A 16368-nucleotide genomic window follows, 5' to 3' on the forward strand; every position below is an offset into this window, starting at 1 on the left:
TGAAAGAGAGTCAGAAGAAGAAGGATTTGTATGAAAATCATCTGACTCGGAGGAATCGCGCATGACCACCTCACTCCGCCCGCGCCGGACCGGCGCCCGTGCCGCCGCGCTCGCGGCCCTCACCCTCGCGGGCACCACCCTCGTCGGCGCCCCCGCCTTCGCCGCCCCCGGCGACAACGGCGACGTCAAGATCCACAAGGTGGGTACGCCCTTCAACGACCAGCGCGACGAGCCCAAGGTCTGCGACTTCTATCTCGCCGCGTTCAACTTCGACGACCTCCCCGACGGCCAGGACATCGAGTGGTCCATCGAGACCCAGCCCCTGGAGGCGAACGGCGCCACCCTCGGCGACACCCTCGACCTGGAGCCCGACGGCACCGGACACACCCTGCCCCTCGCGCTGCCGGACGGTCAGTACAAGCTGACGTGGAACATCGTCGGCGGCCAGGGCGCGGGCAAGCACAAGGTGTTCCAGGTCGACTGCCCGATCGGCAACCCGAGCCCGTCCCCGACCCCGCCCGGCGGTCCGGGTGGCCCCGGTGGCGGTCCCGGCGGTCCCGGTGGCGGCCCGGGCGGCCCGCACGGCGGGGTTCCCGCGGGCGGCGGCGGGGTCGCCCGTGCGGAGGCCTTCTCGCCGGTCGCCGGCGCGGCTGCCGTGGGCCTGATCGTGGTCGGGGGAGCGGTCTACTTCCGGACCCGCCGACGTGCCGATGGCGCGGCCTGACCACGCCCGTCGGCCCAGGCCCTGGCGTCGGACGCGCGCCTACCGCCTGACCCGCACGGTCGTCCTGACCGTCGCTCTGGCGGTCGGCGGCGTCTGGTGGGCCCGGATCGACGAGCCCGCCCCCGCACCCGTCACCGCCACCGACGGCGCACCGGTCGCACCGTCCGCCGGGAGCGGCGAGAACCCCGGGGTGGGGCGGGCGGTACGGGAACGGAGACCGGCGCCGGCCACCGGCCGGCCCGAGCCGGTCGCGTCGACCCGGGCGGCCGGCCCCGCGAACGGACAGCCGGGGCCCGCCCGCCCGACACCACCGGCCGCCCGCCCGAGAGTGCCGGTCCCGCCCCGGGCGCCCGCACTCCTCCCGCGCTCCCGCCCCACCGCGCTCACCCTTCCCTACCTGGATGTCGAGGCACCGGTCGTCGACCTGCGCCTCGACCGCCACGGGCAGCTCACCGCGCCCCCGGACGACGACTCCAACCTGGTCGGCTGGTACGCGGACGGGCCGTCCCCCGGGGAGAGCGGCACGGTGATCGTCGTAGGGCACCGGGACACCCGTGCCGGGCCCGCGGTGTTCGTCGGCCTCGACGAGGTCACGCCCGGACGGCGGGTCGAACTCCGGCGCGCGGACGGGCGTACGGCCGTCTACACCGTCTACGCCGTGAAGACGTACGACAAGGCGGACTTCCCCAGCCGGGAGGTGTACGGCGCCCGCGCCCGCCCCGAGCTGCGGCTCATCACCTGCGGCGGCGGCTACGACCGGCGGACCGGCTACACGGGCAACATCGTCGTGTACGCGCACCTCACGGCGACGCGGGCGCCCTCACGCTGACTCACCGGCTCTCTCGGGCCGTGGCTGCGGTTCCACGACCTCCTCCGCGGCCACGGACCCCGACGCCCGCGCCCCGGACCGGGACCGGGACACCGCCACCCCCGCGAGGCACAGCCCGCCGCCCGCCAGCGTGAGCAGCCCCGGGACCTCGCCCAGCGCCAGCCAGGACATCAGGACGACCAGGGCGGGGACGGCGTACGTGGTCGCGCCCATGCGGCTGGCCGTCGTACGGGCCAGGGCGTAGGCCCAGGTCGTGAAGGCCAGCGCGGTGGGGAAGACGCCCAGGTAGATCATGTTGAGGGTGGCGGAGAGCGGCGCGTCGGCCACGTCACCGAACAGCTGTCCGGCGAACGGCAGACAGGTCACGGCCCCGATCAGGCAGCCGAACGTCGTCGCCTGCAGGGCGCTCGCCCGGCCCAGGGCCGGCTTCTGCGCGACGACACCCGCGGCCCACGAGGCCGCCGCGAGCAGACACAGCGCCACCCCGAGCACCGAAGTGCCGCCCCCGCCCGACATCGACAGCCCGACGGTCACCGCGCCCGCGAACGACACCGCCATGCCCGCGAGCAGCCGGGGCGGCATCGGGTCGCCGAGCAGCCTTGTGCCGAGCAGGGCTATGAGGATCGGGCCGACGTTCACGAGCAGGGCGGCGGTCCCCGCGTCCACCTGCTGCTCGCCCCAGTTCAGGACGACCATGTAGACCCCGAACCACAGCACCCCCGAGATCGCGATCCCGCGCCAGGCCGACCGGGGCGGCAGTCCCTCCCGCCGTACGAGACAGATCGCCCCCAGCGTCACGAACCCGGCGAGCATCCGGCCGAGCGACAGCGCGCCCGGTGAGTACGCGGCCCCCGCGCTGCGGATCGAGACGAACGCGGAGGCCCACAGCAGCACGGTCACACAGGCCGCGAGGGCGGCGAGCACCTCCGCACGAGGGGCCCGGCGGGAGGACGGCGAGGAGGTCATCATGCTCCAGAGGCTAGGCAGGACGGACGGCGAGGGCTCGCGGTTTTCGGACGCGCGGCTGTACGGACGTAGGAGGGCTCAGCGCAGGGCCGTCGCCTCGATGCCGAGGAGCCGGGCGAGATGGTGTTCCCCCTCGGGGGTCACCCTGACCGCCCGTTCCGAGCCGATCCGTACGCACCAGCGGGCGTCCAGGGCGTGCCGGCACAGGGCCGCCCCCGCGGTGCCCGCGAGGTGGGGACGGCGTTCGGTCCAGTCGAGGCAGGCGCGCGTGAGGGGGCGGCGACCGGTGCGGTCGAGGCGGATGCCCAGGTCGGCGAACCAGCGCAGTCCGGCGTCCGTGAGTGCGAACCCGGTGTCCTGGCGGAGCAGCCCCCGCCCGGTGAGGGCGTCGGTGAGGGCGATGCCGAGCCGTCCGGCGAGGTGGTCGTAACAGGTACGGCCGCGTGCCATCGCGGACCCGGCGCCCGACTCCCTCAGGGTGCGCGGGTGTTGAGCCGCGGAGGGGCCGACGTGGGCGGCCAGGTCCTCGACGAGCCGGGCCACGGAGGAGTCGGCGAGCCGGACGTAACGGTGACGTCCCTGGCGCTCCTCGGTGAGCAGCCCGCCGGCGACGAGCCTGCCCAGGTGCTCGCTGGCGGTCGACGCGGCGACCCCTGCATCGCGCGCCAGCTCCCCGGCGGTCCACGCCCGCCCGTCCAGCAGCGCCAGCAGAAAACCGGCCCGCGTCCGGTCCGCCATCAGCCCGGCCAGCGCCGCGAGACCGGCCGCCCGGCCCGGCCTCCTCGCACTCCTCGCGTCCCTCGTGGTCATGGGCCCAGCATGGGGTACGCATACTTCGGCGCCCACCGAAGCGTGTGCGGCGAGCTGTCTACCCGGGTCGCTTGAGCTGCTCGTACTGCTGTGCCAGCCCGTCCAGCAGCGCCGTGAGGCCGGTCTCGAAGGCCCGCTCGTCGATCTTCTCCTGCTGCTCGGCGAGGAGGTGGGCCTGGCCGAGGTGGGGATAGTCGGCCGGGTCGTACGCGCTCGCGTCGTCCACGAAGCCGCCGGCGAAGGAGCCGAGCGCGGAGCCCATGACGAAGTACCGCATCAGCGCGCCGATCGACGTGGCCTGGGCGGGCGGCCAGCCCGCCTCGACCATCCCGCCGTAGACGGCGTCGGCGAGGCGCAGGCCCGCGGGGCGGCGGCCGGGGCCGCGGGCCATCACCGGAACGATGTTCGGGTGATCGCGCAGGGCGGCCCGGTAGGAGACGGCCCAGTCGTGCAGCGCGGTACGCCAGTCGCGTCCGTCCTCGAACATCGACAGGTCTACCAGCACGCTCACCGAGTCCGCGACCGCCTCCAGGATCTGGTCCTTCGTCCGGAAGTGGTTGTAGAGGGACGGCCCGCTGACCCCCAGCTCGGCGGCGAGCCGACGTGTCGACAGGGCGGCCAGCCCGTCCGAGTCCACCAGTGCCCGTGCCGTCTCGATGATCAGGTCGGTGCTGAGGAGGGGCTTGCGCGGTCGGGCCATGGCGCACATAGTAGGGCTGCGGCTTTAAACTAGCAGTGCTAATTTCAAGGCCCCTTCGCGGTCCGATGTCACGGCTGCCCCTGTGCCGCAGTCTCGATGTGTCCACGGGTGCCCACGTGTTCAAGGGAATGGGGATGGCTCGTCATGAACCTCGAACTGAGCGAGGAGCAGACCGCCGTCCAGCGGCTCGCCCGGGAGTTCGTCGAGCGGGAGATCACCCCGAACGTCGTCGCCTGGGACCGCGCCGAGGACGTCGACCGGTCGATCGTGAAGAAACTGGGCGACGTCGGCTTCCTCGGGCTGACCGTCGACGAGGAGTACGGCGGCTCCGGCGGCGACCACCTCACGTACTGCCTGGTCACCGAGGAACTCGGCCGCGGGGACTCCTCCGTGCGCGGAATCGTCTCCGTTTCCCTGGGGCTGGTCGCCAAGACGGTCGCGCACTGGGGGACCGAGGAGCAGAAGCGCCGCTGGCTGCCCGGCCTCACCTCCGGCGCGTACGTCGGCTGCTTCGGCCTGACCGAGCCGGGCACCGGGTCCGACGCGGGCAACCTGACCACGCGGGCGGTGCGCGAGGGTGACGACTACGTGGTCGACGGCACCAAGATGTTCATCACCAACGGCACCTGGGCCGACGTGGTCCTCCTCTTCGCGCGCTCCACCGACGCCCCCGGACACAAGGGTGTCTCCGCCTTCCTCGTACCGGCCGACACCCCCGGACTGACCCGCCGTACCCTCCACGGCAAGCTCGGCCTGCGCGGTCAGGCCACCGCCGAACTGGTCTTCGAGGGCGTGCGCGTGCCCGCCTCGGCGATGCTGGGCCCCGAGGGCAAGGGCTTCTCCGTGGCCATGTCGGCCCTCGCGAAGGGGCGGATGTCGGTTGCCGCCGGGTGCGTCGGGATAGCCCAGGCCGCCCTGGACGCGGCCGTCCGGTACGCGGGCGAGCGTGAGCAGTTCGGCGGGCCGATCGCCCGGCACCAGCTGGTGCAGGAGCTGATCAGCGACATCGCCGTGGACGTCGACGCGGCCCGGCTGCTGACCTGGCGTGTCGCCGACCTGATCGACCGCGGCCTGCCCTTCGCCACCGAGTCCTCCAAGGCGAAGCTCTTCGCCTCCGAGGCCGCCGTCCGTGCCGCGAACAACGCCCTCCAGGTCTTCGGCGGCTACGGCTACATCGACGAGTACCCGGCGGGCAAGCTCCTGCGCGACGCCCGCGTGATGACCCTCTACGAGGGCACGAGCCAGATCCAGAAACTGCTGATCGGCCGCGCGCTGACGGGCGTGTCGGCCTTCTGAGTACGTTCCTGAGTACTTCGGCGGATGTGGCGCGGGCCACGTCCGCGCACCCTTGTCCCCATGAGTGAGACACCGGTCAAGCAGCAGAGCACGGCGGCCTTCTACGGCCAGGCCGTCGCGTCCTTCGGTATCGCCATGGGAGCGACGGCCATCGGCATCTTCCGGCTCCAGGCCGACGCCTGGGTGCGCGGCTTCCTCGGGATCGCCGTCCTCTATCTGGTGACCTCAGCCTTCACCCTGGCCAAGGTCATCCGCGACCGCCAGGAGGCCGGACAGATCGTCAGCCGGGTCGACCAGGCCCGGCTGGAGAAGCTGCTCGCCGAGTACGACCCCTTCGAGAAGCACTGATCCCCGGCACTGGTCCCCAGTGCCGATCCCGAGGCGCTCATCCGGAAGGCCCTGATCCGGAGAGCCCTGAGCGGGCACTCTAAGCGCCCGCTCACCCGCGGCGGTACAGTGGGAGGTCACTGTCGGTGGAAGGGGCGAACGGGCGATGAGTACGGCGGAGGAGACGGCCGGCGGCGAGGCGGCGCCGTGGGGTGAGGTGACCCCCGACGCGGCCCGGCGACTGCTCGTCGCCGCGGTGGAGGCCTTCGCCGAGCGTGGCTACCACGCGACGACGACCCGCGACATCGCGGGCCGCGCGGGCATGAGCCCGGCCGCGCTCTACATCCACTACAAGACCAAGGAAGAGCTGCTCCACCGGATCAGCAGGATCGGCCACGAGAAGGCCGTCGACATCCTGCGTACGGCGGCGCGGACCGAGGGCACCGCGACGGAACGCCTGGCGGAGGCCGTCAGTTCCTTCGTCCGCTGGCACGCCGGGGGGCGCACCACCGCACGGGTCGTGCAGTACGAACTCGACTCCCTCGGCCCCGCCGCCCGCGCCGAGATCCTCGCCCTGCGCCGCCAGGTCGACGCCGAGGTGCGCGGGATCATCGAGGACGGCGTGGAGGCGGGGGAGTTCGACGTCCCCGACGTCCCGGGCACGACGCTCGCCGTGCTGTCGCTGTGCATCGACGTGGCCCGCTGGTTCAACGTCAACGGTTCGCGCACACCGGACGAGGTCGGCGCCCTCTACGCCGACCTCGTGCTGCGGATGGTGGGGGCCGGGTAGCCCGCGTTCACCGGTTCACAGGTAGTACCGCGACACCGACTCCGCCACGCACACCGGCTTCTCGCCGCCCTCGCGCTCCACGCTGAAGGCGACGGTCACCTGTACACCGCCGGTCACGTCCTCGACCCCGGCGATCCGGGCGGTGGCACGCAGCCGCGAGCCGACCGGGACGGGGGAGGGGAAACGGACCTTGTTCGTCCCGTAGTTGACGCCCATCTTCACGCCCTCGACCTTGATCAGCTGCGGTCCGAAGAGCGGCAGCAGCGACAGGGTGAGATAGCCGTGCGCGATGGTCGTCCCGAAGGGGCCGGTGGCCGCCTTCTCCGGGTCCACGTGGATCCACTGGTGGTCGCCGGTCGCGTCCGCGAACAGGTCGATGCGCTTCTGGTCGACCTCCAGCCAGTCGGTGTACCCCAACTGCTCGCCCACCGCCGCCTTCAGGTCGTCCGCACCCGTGAAGATCCTCGGCTCTGCCATTCCCGGCCTCCTCGCCTCTGTGTCCCAGCGACCGCGCCATGCCCAGGCAACGCACTGGGTCCAGGCAACACGCCATGTCTAAGCAACTGCTTAGCATGGTCGGCCGGGGATTCCCTGTCAACGGACCACGGCCGACCGCTGCGGGCAGGGGCTGTGGGTAGGGTTCGAGGGGTGCCCCAGATTCCCGAGAAGATCCACGAACTCACGGTCGGCCAGCTCGCCGCCCGCAGCGGCGCCGCCGTCTCCGCCCTGCACTTCTACGAGTCCAAGGGCCTCATCACCAGCCGCCGCACCGCGGGCAACCAGCGCCGCTACGGCCGTGACGCGCTGCGCCGGGTCGCCTTCGTCCGGGCCGCGCAGCGCGTCGGCATCCCGCTCGCCACGATCCGTGAGGCGCTCGCCGAGCTCCCCGAGGAACGCACCCCCACCCGGGAGGACTGGTCCCGGCTCTCCGAGAACTGGCGCTCCGAACTCGACGAGCGCATCAAGCAGTTGAACCGGCTCCGGGACCATCTCACCGACTGCATCGGCTGCGGCTGCCTGTCCCTGGAGGGCTGCGTCCTGTCCAACCCGGACGACGTCTTCGGCGAACGCCAGGCGGGATCCCGGCTGATGGTGGAGAGGAACGGCGCCGCTGAGCGGAAGGGGGCCGACCCGGCTACTCGTACTCCGTCCCGCCCTTGCGCGTCAGATACGCCGGACTGACCGCCTTGGCGATCGCCCGCCCGCCGGTCACCGCGCTGTACCGCTCGACGACCGGCCGGATCACGACGCCCTCCCGCAGATGCAGCCCGCGCCCGGACACCGTCTCGCGCCCGCTCGCGATCTCCAGCACCCGCTCGATGTCGTACGGACCCTCGTACAGCCTTGGTACGAGCGGCAGTCGGCCCTTCAGCAGTGCTTCCGCGTCCAGCCAGCGAACCTCCCCGTCGACCTCCACGGACACGTCGAACACGGCGTACCCCAGGGTCTCGCGCCGTCCGTCCGCGCCGTACGTCAGGTCCTGCACGCCCGCCCCGAAGACCTCGCCGAAGATGCCGACCCGGCGCGCCCCCAGCCGCTCGGCGAGCTGGGCCGCCGTCTCGGCGACGCCGTGCGCGGTCACCGCGCGCCAGTACAGATTGCGCGGATCCTCCTTCAGGGCAAGGGACTTGGCGCCGAATCCCTTCGAGGAGACCTGGACACGCCCGTCGTCCGCGAGATAGGTGAGCAGGCAGGCCGAGCCGTGCAGCTTCTCGGTGAGGACGACCGGCTCACCCGTCGTGAAGATACCGGGGCAGCGCTGGATGTTCTCGATGTCGACCCAGCTCAGAAGATCGGGCGCGGCCTCGACGTCGCCGTTCATGGCGGGCGGGATCGGCGGCACCCATTTGACGATGCCCAGCCGCTCCGCGAAGTCGGTGCCGTCGGCCGCCGCCTGTGCGAGGTCGACGCCGTCGAGCGCGCGGGGCCGGCACACGATGCCCTGCGAGAGCTCGCCGCGCAGCCGCACCGCCTTGACCCGGTCCGAACTGCTCCCCGCCAGCCGCCCGGTCAGCCCCAGCTCCTCGACGAGGTCGCCCGGCAGGACGGACTGCTCGGGGATGTACACGGCCGCGTCGCCGGTCCGGTACACGCCCTTGGCGACGACGGCGCGATACAGGCCCACCTGGGCCAGTTCGAGCGCGTCGGCGTTCGGGTGCTCGTGGACGGTCAGGACTTCGGCGGTGACGCGCAGCGTCGACATGGGGCTCCTCGGGCGGTTCAGGTGGGTTTCATCGCCGCCAACTCTCCTTACGGGAAAGGGGTGGAGCCATGGATTTTGTTGCTGCTATGGGTTCCGCCGGGGGTGCGGGTTCCTGTCTGCGGGTCCGTTGTGGCTTGTCGTGCCCACGCGGCGGAGCCGCACATCGGTACAGCCTCGCGCCCCTAAAGGGGGCGCGCGTACTGCGCCAGACCCGCCCTCACCAACTCGGCGTTGGACACCGCCCGTTCGCCGTTCGGCAGGAACAGGGTGTCCTCCATGCCGATGCGGGTCGCCAGGCCCAGCCGGCCCGCGAGGCGCAGCACCGGCCAGGCGCCGCCGTCCTCGCCGTGCAGCAGGACCGGGCGGCCGTGGGGTGACCTGCCGAGCTCGGAGAGGAGGGCGCGCGCGGTGTCCTCGGCCGTGTTCGGGTCGGTGTCCGCCACCTCGGCGAGAACGCGCAGCACTCGGGGGGCGAGGGGTGAGGCCGCGAACCGTGCCGCCCCGTCCGTGCCGGACCGGATGCCGGCCTCGACGCCCACCCCGAGGTCGATGAGGAGGGCCGCCAGTTCCTCCGCGCCCGGCTCGTGCCAGTTGACGGAGGCGTGGTCGGGCAGCACCGTCCAGCCCCGGACGCGCGCCGACCGTGCCGCCGGATCCGGCTCGGCCCAGGCGCCCGTGGTCACGCCGACCGGCACGGTGACCCGCGACCGGATCTCCGTGAGCGTCGCCGCGACCGCGCGCGGTGACAGGGTGTCCTGTCCGCAGGGGGACTTGGGATGGACATGGATGTCCGTGGCCCCGGCCAGGACGGCATCGGCCGCGGAGTCGGCCATCGCTCCCGGCGACATCGGTACCGGCGCGCCGTCCGCGGCGCCCCGGGACCCGTTGAGACACACCTGCGTCATGCCCCGATGGTGCCAGTCACCACTGACGACAGGCACCGGCCGTGCGGTTCGATCGGGGGTGCGGCATCCCCGGCGCACCCCCGTCGTGCTCAGGCCGACGCGAGCAGCAGTCGTCCGCGCCTGGACTCCGCCAGGGCCTCGGGGGTCAGGACGGGCCGCGGCACCACGATGCCGCACTCCGTGCAGACAGGACCCGACGACGGCTCATGGGCCAGGTCGTACTTCCAGGAGAGGCGCTCCCCGTCGCACACCGGGCACACCGAGCCCGGTTCGCGCTCCAGGGCGGCGATCAGCCGTCGCAGCACCTCGGCCAGCGGTTCATGGGGGTGCACCCCCGGGTCGTCGCACCAGGCCACCCCGAACCCGCCCCAGGTCAGCCGGTGCCAGTCGTCCACACTTCCGGGCCGGCGCAGCCCGTCGAACTTCTCCTTCTTGCGGCGCTTCGCGAACTCCACCTCGTAGGCCAGCCAGACCGAGCGCGCTTCCTCCAGCTCGTCCAGTGCGGCCACGAGCCGCGCTGGATCGGGGGAGCGGTCCTCGGGGCCGAACCCGGCCCGGGAGCTCAGATGGTCCCAGGTCGCCCTGTGCCCGTAAGGGGCGAATCGCTCAAGGCACTTACGGAGCGAGTACCGCCGCAGAGCCAGATCGCTCCGCGGGTCCCGCACCTGTCTCGCCAGACTCCGGAAACCGGCCATCGCCTTGCACCTCCGTCACATCTGCACCTGTACTTCGGTCACTTCGGCGTCGTCGAACGGACGTCGCCGAATAGACGTATCGACAAGCGATTCGGCTCCATCTGTTTTCCGATGACGGCCATAAGCCGTTCGCCGGGCCCCCTCGGGACCGACGTCAACGGCTCTAAGCCGTCCGCCGGACCACCCTTCACGGTTACCTCCCGAAACTGTCGGCCGTCTGTGCAACACCTGTTGAGCACGGCGCCGGACCGCGAGTGCGTCCAGCGCCTCGAAGTGCCCCCGCACCTCTCCAACGCAATTCCCGTACCACGTTGTTCAAAAGTGACGCATGTTCATCTTCAATCGCGGGGATACCGGCGGTAACCTCTGGCCCACTCCGTTCGGAGTGGCCCACCCCCCGGTCCGGAGGAGCTGCCATGTCACGGCGCACCCCAGGCAACACCGTCGATAGAACCTTCGACAGACTGAGAACTCCCCGCGGACTCTTCGGGTTCCTGAAGACCGCGGCCGTATGCACACTCATTGCCGGTCTTTTGTCGCCGCTTTCTCCGCTTTCTCCGGCGACCGAAGCCCAGGCCGCCGCGGCGAACGACTACTGCGGAGCCCAGTGTTCCGACATCCTGCCGCCCGGGCAGAACGGCAACGCGACCCTCGCCCAGATCCTCCTGAACCAGGCTTTCGGATCCCAGCCCGAGCACGCGGAAGACCAGCTCGGGCCCTATGCCAACCTGGCCACGGGCTACTCCGGGCTCACCAACACCACGATCAACAACTTCTTCAACGACGCCTCGTTCGGGGTCGCCGCCGACCAGGTCGCCTCCACCCTGGCTCCGGCCGGCCGCACCGACGTGACGATCGTCCGTGACAAGAAGACGGGTGTGCCGCACATCACAGGCACCACCCGCTACGGCACCGAGTTCGGCGCCGGGTACGCCGCGGCCCAGGACCGCCTCTGGCTGATGGACGTCTTCCGGCACGTCGGACGCGGACAGCTCACGCCCTTCGCGGGCGGCGACCCCTCCAACCAGGGCCTCGAACAGGAGTTCTGGCGCCACGCCCCGTACACCGAGGCCGACCTCCAGGCCCAGATAGACAACGCGGTCGCCACCAACGGCGCCCGCGGCCAGCAGGCGCTCGCCGACGTCAACGCCTACGTCGCGGGCATCAACGCCTACATCGACGCCGCCGACAGCGGCCGCTACTTCCCCGGCGAGTACGTCCTCACCGGCTGGAAGGACTCCGTCACCAACGCGGGCACCATCCAGCACTTCAAGCCCACCGACCTGGTCGCGCTGGCCTCCGTGATCGGCGCGCTCTTCGGCTCCGGAGGGGGTGGCGAGGTCAACAACGCGATCTCGCTGATGGCCGCCCAGTCCCAGTACGGCGTCGTCGAGGGCACCAAGGTCTGGGAGGCGTTCCGGGAACGCAACGACCCCGAAGCCGTCCTCACCGTCCACAACGGCGAGAGCTTCCCCTACGCCACTGCCCCCGCCGACCCGCAGGGCGAGGCCCTGCCCGACGCCGGCACGGTGGCCGAGGAACCGCTGGTGTACGACCGTACGGGCAGCGCCGCCACCACGACCGCGACCACCACCTCCACCACGGCGACGGCCACCGCCCTCACCTCCGCCAAGCGCGGTATGTCCAACGCCCTGGTGGTGAGCGGCGCCAAGACGGCCAGCGGCCACCCGATCGCCGTCTTCGGCCCGCAGACGGGCTACTTCGCCCCCCAGCTGCTCATGCTCCAGGAGATCCAGGGCCCGGGCCTCAGCGCGCGCGGCGCCTCCTTCGCGGGGCTGAGCATGTACGTCGAACTCGGCCGCGGCCAGGACTACGCGTGGAGCGCGACGACCTCCGGGCAGGACATCATCGACTCGTACGCGGTCGAGCTCTGCCAGGACGACGTCCACTACCTCTACCACGGCACCTGCACGGCGATGGAGAAGATCGAGCAGACCAACGCCTGGAAGCCGACCACGGCCGACGGCACGGCCGCCGGCTCCTACCGGATGCAGGTCTACCGCACCAAGTACGGCCCGGTGAGCCATCGGGCGACGGTCGGCGGGAAGAAGGTCGCCTACACCACCCTGCGCTCCTCCTACATGCACGAGGCCGACTCGATCATCGGCTTCCAGATGCTCAACGACCCCGACTACGTGAAGAGTCCGGCGACCTTCCAGGCCGCCGTGCAGCACATCAACTACACCTTCAACTGGTTCTACGCCGACTCCACGCACACCGCGTACTACAACAGCGGCGACAACCCGGTGCGCGCGAGCGGCGTCGACGCCGAGTTCCCGGTCTGGGCGCAGTCCGCGTACGAGTGGAGGAACTGGAACCCGACGACCAACACCGCCGACTACACCCCGGCCTCCGCCCACCCCAACTCGATCGACCAGGACTACTACATCTCCTGGAACAACAAACAGGCCAAGGACTACACCACCGCCTCCTGGGGCGACGGGTCCGTCCACCGCGGCAATCTCCTGGAGGACCGCGTCAAGAAGCTCGTCGCGGCGGGCGGAGTGACGCGGGCCCAGTTGGTGAAGGCGATGGCCGACGCCGCGCTCGCGGATCTGCGGGCCGAGGACGTGCTGCCGAAGCTGCTGCGGGTCATCAACAGCTCGACGGTCACCGACACCACGGCCGCGGCGGCAGTCAGCAAGCTGTCAGCGTGGGTGACGGCGGGCGCCAGGCGCACGGAGACCTCGGCGGGTTCGAAGACGTACGCCAACGCCGACGCGATCCGCATCCTCGACGCCTGGTGGCCGCTGCTGGTGCAGGCCGAGTTCCAGCCGGGGCTCGGCACCGACCTCTACACCGCGATCACCACCAACCTCCCCGTCGACGAGGCACCCTCGGCCGCCCACGGCCCGACCGGGGCGCACGCGGGAAGCTCCTTCCAGTACGGCTGGTGGAGCTACGTCGACAAGGACATCCGGGCCGTCCTCGGAGACCCGGTGCAGGGCGGGCTGACGCAGAAGTACTGCGGCGGCGGCACGCTCAGCGGCTGCCGGGACATCCTGATCAGCACCCTGAAGACCGCGGCGGGCAAGACGGCCGCCCAGGTCTACCCCGGCGACACCCTGTGCGCGGCGGGCAACCAGTGGTGCGCCGACTCGATCGTCCAGCGCACCCTGGGAGGCATCAAGCACTACAACATCAGCTGGCAGAACCGGCCGACCTACCAGCAGGTCGTCGAGTTCACGTCACACCGGTGACAACCAGTAACAGCCAGTAGCAACTGGAGTGTCGCGGCGGCGGGTCAGTGGATACGGCCCGCCGCCAGCACCACCTGCGCCAGCTCCGAGTGGCAGATGTCGCTGTGGGCTCCCGACGGAGGCCCACCGTTCTTGACCACCGCCGTCGCGTCGACGTTCACGCACCCGCTCACCGGCAGCTGCGCCGCCCGCAGAGCCTCGGCGATCGTCAGCCCGACCGTCCCCGGCACCGCCTGGACACCGTCGTGGCCCATCGCGCCCCACTTGGGGCCCAGTGCCTTCGCCACGCCGAAGCCCAGGACGGACCGGTCGGCGTCAAGGACCCCCTGGCTGTCGCCCGCCATGCGCGAGGCCAGCGGATAGAACGTGCTGAGCGCCCCGTCGTGCTGGGAGTAGCAGCACACCAGGGGACCGTCGATACGGCTCTGGCGACCCTTCAGCGCGCCCGCGGCACGCGCGTCGTGCGGCAGCTCGGCCGCGAACGCGTAGTGCGAGAAGGCCCCTTGGAGCAGTGTCACGGACTTCACCGTGCGCACCTCGTCGGGCAGCCCGCGCAGCGCGAACGACACGAGCCGCGCACCGAAGCTGTGGCCGACGAGATGCACCCGCACCCCGGGCGCCGCCCCGGCGAGCCGTCCGACGACCGTCCCGAGCCCCCGCTCGCCGACGGTTCCGGCCCGTCGTTTCATCGCGTAGTACGTGGCCTGCCGCAGCAGCTCCTGCGCGCCCTTCCACGGATCGGGCAGCCTGGGCAGCCCGAACTCGGCGACGGCGCCAGGGGGTTCGGGCCGGGCCAGGGCCCTGGCGAAGTCCCGGCAGACCGCGGTCGTGCTGCCCGCGAACATCTCGGGGTCGTCCTCCGGCTCGCCGTCCGCGAGGAGGTCCGCCGCGAATCCGCTCTGAGGGGTCTCGGGGGACACCTCGACGAGCAGCCGCACCAGCCCGCCGAACTCCTCCAGTGCCTCGTCGCCGTCCGGCGGCCGCTCCAGCAGGCGGGCGATCTGCTCGACGACGGTGGCCCGCCCGGGGAAGGTCTCCATGAGCGCCTGCCGGGTGTCCTTGTCGAGCCCGGGCCGGTCGGTCGCCTCCGGTACGGCGGTGGCGGTCATGGACCGCTTGAAGTCGGGGATGGGCTCGTCCGTGAAACGCATCGACGGCCACACCACGCCCACGTAGCCGATCCTGGCGGTCGCGGGTGCGAGGGCGGGGACCGCCGCGAAGAACCTGCTGTAGAGCCGGGTCGCCATGGACCGGTCGTTGTTCCAGCCGTGCGCGAAGACGATGAGGTCGCGCACCTTGCGCGGCCCCACCTCCGCGAGCAGCCGGTCACGCCTGTGCCCGTCGGTGTCGCCGTCCGCGTCGAACGTCAGCTCCCAGTAGGGAGAAACACTCATCTCCGGTTCCGCCATGACAGTCCCCGTCCCCCGTGTTGTCGTGAAGTGGGGCGTATCGTCCCGCTAACAGGGGGAGTTGGCCATACGTCACGGCTCACTTGTAGATGAGGTACTTCCTGCGCATGCGCCGGAACGCCGCCAACTCCCCCTGCCAGGCCGCCACGACCTCGTCGGCACCGGCTCCCGCGTCGATCATCGTGCGCACCAGCGCGGAACCGGTCAGCTTGTCGATCCAGTTGTCGGAGCGCCAGGTGAAGCCGCTCCACACCTTCCTGGCGGTCACCAGCAGCGCGACCCCGGTACGCACCGGGTCGTAGGCGGCCCGGTCGTGCACATGGATCTGGACGCCCCCGACGGTCCTCCCCTGGAACTTGGAGAAGGTCGGCGCGAAGTACGCCTCCCTGAAGTGCACACCCGGCAGCCCCAGTTGCTCCGCCGCGGCGGCCCACCGCCGGTCGATCCCCTCGGCGCCGAGCAGTTCGAACGGCCGGGTCGTACCGCGCCCCTCCGACAGGTTCGTGCCCTCGAAGAGACACGTCCCCGCGTACACCAGCGCGGTGTCGGGTGTCGGCATGTTCGGACTCGGGGGCACCCAGGGCAGCCCGGACGCGTCGTAGAACGCCGACCGCCGCCACCCCGACATCGGTACGGCGTCCAGCTCCACCGGCGCGGCCAGGAACTCCTCGTTGAACAGCCGCGCCAACTCCGCCACCGTCATCCCGTGCGCCTGGGCGATCGGCTGCCGCCCGACGAACGTCGCGAACTCCTTGTGCAGCACGGGCCCTTGGGCGGCCCGCCCGGTCACCGGGTTCGGCCGGTCCAGCACCAGGAAGGGCTTGCCCGCCAGCTGGGCCGCCTCCATGCAGTCGTACAGCGTCCAGATGTACGTGTAGAAGCGGGCGCCCACGTCCTGGATGTCGAAGACGACGGTGTCGACGCCGGAGGCGGTGAAGACGTCGGCGAGCGGCCGGCCGCTCTTGAGATACGTGTCGTAGACGGGCAGCCCGGTCGCCGGGTCGTCGTAGCGCCCCTCGGAGCCGCCGGCCTGCGCGGTGCCCCGGAATCCGTGCTCGGGGCCGAAGACGGCGGTCAGATTCACCCGGTCGTCCGCGTGCATGACGTCGACGATGTGGCGTACGTCCCTGGTGACACCGGTGGGGTTGGTGACGATGCCGACCTTCCTGCCGGCGAGGGGGCCGTAACCGGCGGCGGCCAGGTTCTCGAAGCCGGTGCGGAGTTGCTTCGGGCGGTGTCGGGTGGGGGCTGCGGCTGTGCATGCAGGCAGGTACGCCGCGGTGGCTGTTGTCAGGAGGCCGCGTCTGGACAGGGGCATGGGGGTTCCCTCCGGGGGCTCGGCGGCTGTCCATGGCACCGTAAGCGCTACCGCCTGCAGTTCGAAGGGTGCGGGTTGTATGTGGCTTGTCGCGCAGTTCCCCGCGCCCCTGGGTGGGTGCAGTCACCCTTCCTCTGCCACATACCGACCGGTTAGTCTGGCCGTGGTTGGAGCC

At 71.4% G+C, this 16368-nt stretch carries 16 protein-coding genes; 7 read left to right on the forward strand and 9 right to left on the reverse strand.

Annotated features, from left to right (window positions below; genetic code table 11):
- Positions 1-61: 61 nt before the first annotated feature.
- The gene (locus OG595_RS34550; RefSeq protein ID WP_329278960.1) at positions 62-724 is read left to right on the forward strand and encodes a hypothetical protein; all 663 of its coding nucleotides are present in this window, start codon (positions 62-64) and stop codon (positions 722-724) included.
- Positions 711-1553 carry a class F sortase gene (locus tag OG595_RS34555; protein ID WP_329278962.1) on the forward strand — a complete coding sequence of 281 codons (843 nt, stop codon included), beginning with the start codon at positions 711-713 and terminating at the stop codon, positions 1551-1553. The genes OG595_RS34550 and OG595_RS34555 overlap by 14 nt, the downstream gene beginning before the upstream one ends.
- On the opposite strand, the gene OG595_RS34560 is transcribed toward OG595_RS34555, so the two are convergent.
- The 3 genes from OG595_RS34560 to OG595_RS34570 all read right to left on the reverse strand — a co-directional run bounded on the left by OG595_RS34560 (position 1545) and on the right by OG595_RS34570 (position 4029).
- Positions 1545-2519: a DMT family transporter gene (locus OG595_RS34560; protein WP_443073378.1), complete on the reverse strand. Its 975-nt coding sequence runs from the start codon at positions 2517-2519 to the stop codon at positions 1545-1547. The genes OG595_RS34555 and OG595_RS34560 overlap by 9 nt on opposite strands.
- 78 nt (positions 2520-2597) lie before the next feature.
- On the reverse strand, positions 2598-3329 hold the full coding sequence (locus OG595_RS34565) for an ArsR/SmtB family transcription factor (RefSeq protein WP_329278966.1): 732 nt from the start codon (positions 3327-3329) through the stop codon (positions 2598-2600).
- Between the two features lie 58 nt (positions 3330-3387).
- Positions 3388-4029, reverse strand: coding sequence for a TetR/AcrR family transcriptional regulator (locus OG595_RS34570; protein ID WP_329278968.1), 642 nt, complete (start codon positions 4027-4029; stop codon positions 3388-3390).
- 144 nt (positions 4030-4173) lie between these two features.
- On the opposite strand from OG595_RS34570, the gene OG595_RS34575 reads away from it, so the two are divergent.
- The 3 genes from OG595_RS34575 (at position 4174) to OG595_RS34585 (ending at position 6442) form a co-directional block, all read left to right on the forward strand.
- Positions 4174-5325, forward strand: coding sequence for an acyl-CoA dehydrogenase family protein (locus OG595_RS34575; protein WP_329278970.1), 1152 nt, complete (start codon positions 4174-4176; stop codon positions 5323-5325).
- Positions 5326-5385: 60 nt separating this feature from the next.
- On the forward strand, positions 5386-5673 hold the full coding sequence (locus tag OG595_RS34580) for a YiaA/YiaB family inner membrane protein (RefSeq protein ID WP_189146418.1): 288 nt from the start codon (positions 5386-5388) through the stop codon (positions 5671-5673).
- 145 nt (positions 5674-5818) lie between these two features.
- Positions 5819-6442: a TetR/AcrR family transcriptional regulator gene (locus OG595_RS34585; protein WP_329278973.1), complete on the forward strand. Its 624-nt coding sequence runs from the start codon at positions 5819-5821 to the stop codon at positions 6440-6442.
- Between the two features lie 15 nt (positions 6443-6457).
- Here the strand turns inward: OG595_RS34585 and OG595_RS34590 are convergent, their stop codons facing one another.
- Positions 6458-6919 (reverse strand): MaoC family dehydratase, encoded by a 462-nt coding sequence (locus OG595_RS34590; protein WP_329278975.1) that lies wholly within the window; start codon positions 6917-6919, stop codon positions 6458-6460.
- 171 nt (positions 6920-7090) lie between these two features.
- Here OG595_RS34590 and soxR point away from each other — a divergent pair, with 171 nt between their 5' ends.
- A complete protein-coding gene (gene soxR, locus OG595_RS34595; RefSeq protein ID WP_329278977.1) occupies positions 7091-7624 on the forward strand; it encodes a redox-sensitive transcriptional activator SoxR in 534 nt (177 codons plus the stop codon).
- Here soxR and OG595_RS34600 read toward each other — a convergent pair.
- From OG595_RS34600 to OG595_RS34610, 3 genes are all read right to left on the reverse strand, one after another.
- On the reverse strand, positions 7578-8645 hold the full coding sequence (locus OG595_RS34600; RefSeq protein WP_329278979.1) for an RNA ligase (ATP): 1068 nt from the start codon (positions 8643-8645) through the stop codon (positions 7578-7580). The two genes, soxR and OG595_RS34600, sit on opposite strands and share 47 nt — an antisense overlap.
- A gap of 182 nt (positions 8646-8827) precedes the next feature.
- Positions 8828-9550, reverse strand: coding sequence for a 3-keto-5-aminohexanoate cleavage protein (locus OG595_RS34605; RefSeq protein ID WP_329278981.1), 723 nt, complete (start codon positions 9548-9550; stop codon positions 8828-8830).
- Positions 9551-9639: 89 nt separating this feature from the next.
- A complete protein-coding gene (locus OG595_RS34610; RefSeq protein WP_329278983.1) occupies positions 9640-10245 on the reverse strand; it encodes a hypothetical protein in 606 nt (201 codons plus the stop codon).
- A 416-nt stretch (positions 10246-10661) separates the two neighbouring features.
- On the opposite strand from OG595_RS34610, the gene OG595_RS34615 reads away from it, so the two are divergent.
- Complete coding sequence (locus OG595_RS34615) at positions 10662-13466, forward strand: penicillin acylase family protein (RefSeq protein WP_329278985.1); 2805 nt, start codon at positions 10662-10664, stop codon at positions 13464-13466.
- 44 nt (positions 13467-13510) lie between these two features.
- Here OG595_RS34615 and OG595_RS34620 read toward each other — a convergent pair whose 3' ends face one another.
- A complete protein-coding gene (locus tag OG595_RS34620) occupies positions 13511-14875 on the reverse strand; it encodes a serine-threonine protein kinase (protein ID WP_329278987.1) in 1365 nt (454 codons plus the stop codon).
- 79 nt (positions 14876-14954) lie between these two features.
- Positions 14955-16193, reverse strand: coding sequence for an exo-beta-N-acetylmuramidase NamZ family protein (locus tag OG595_RS34625; RefSeq protein WP_329278989.1), 1239 nt, complete (start codon positions 16191-16193; stop codon positions 14955-14957).
- Positions 16194-16368 lie beyond the last annotated feature (175 nt).

Source organism: Streptomyces sp. NBC_01451 (assembly GCF_036227485.1).
GTDB lineage: Bacteria > Actinomycetota > Actinomycetes > Streptomycetales > Streptomycetaceae > Streptomyces.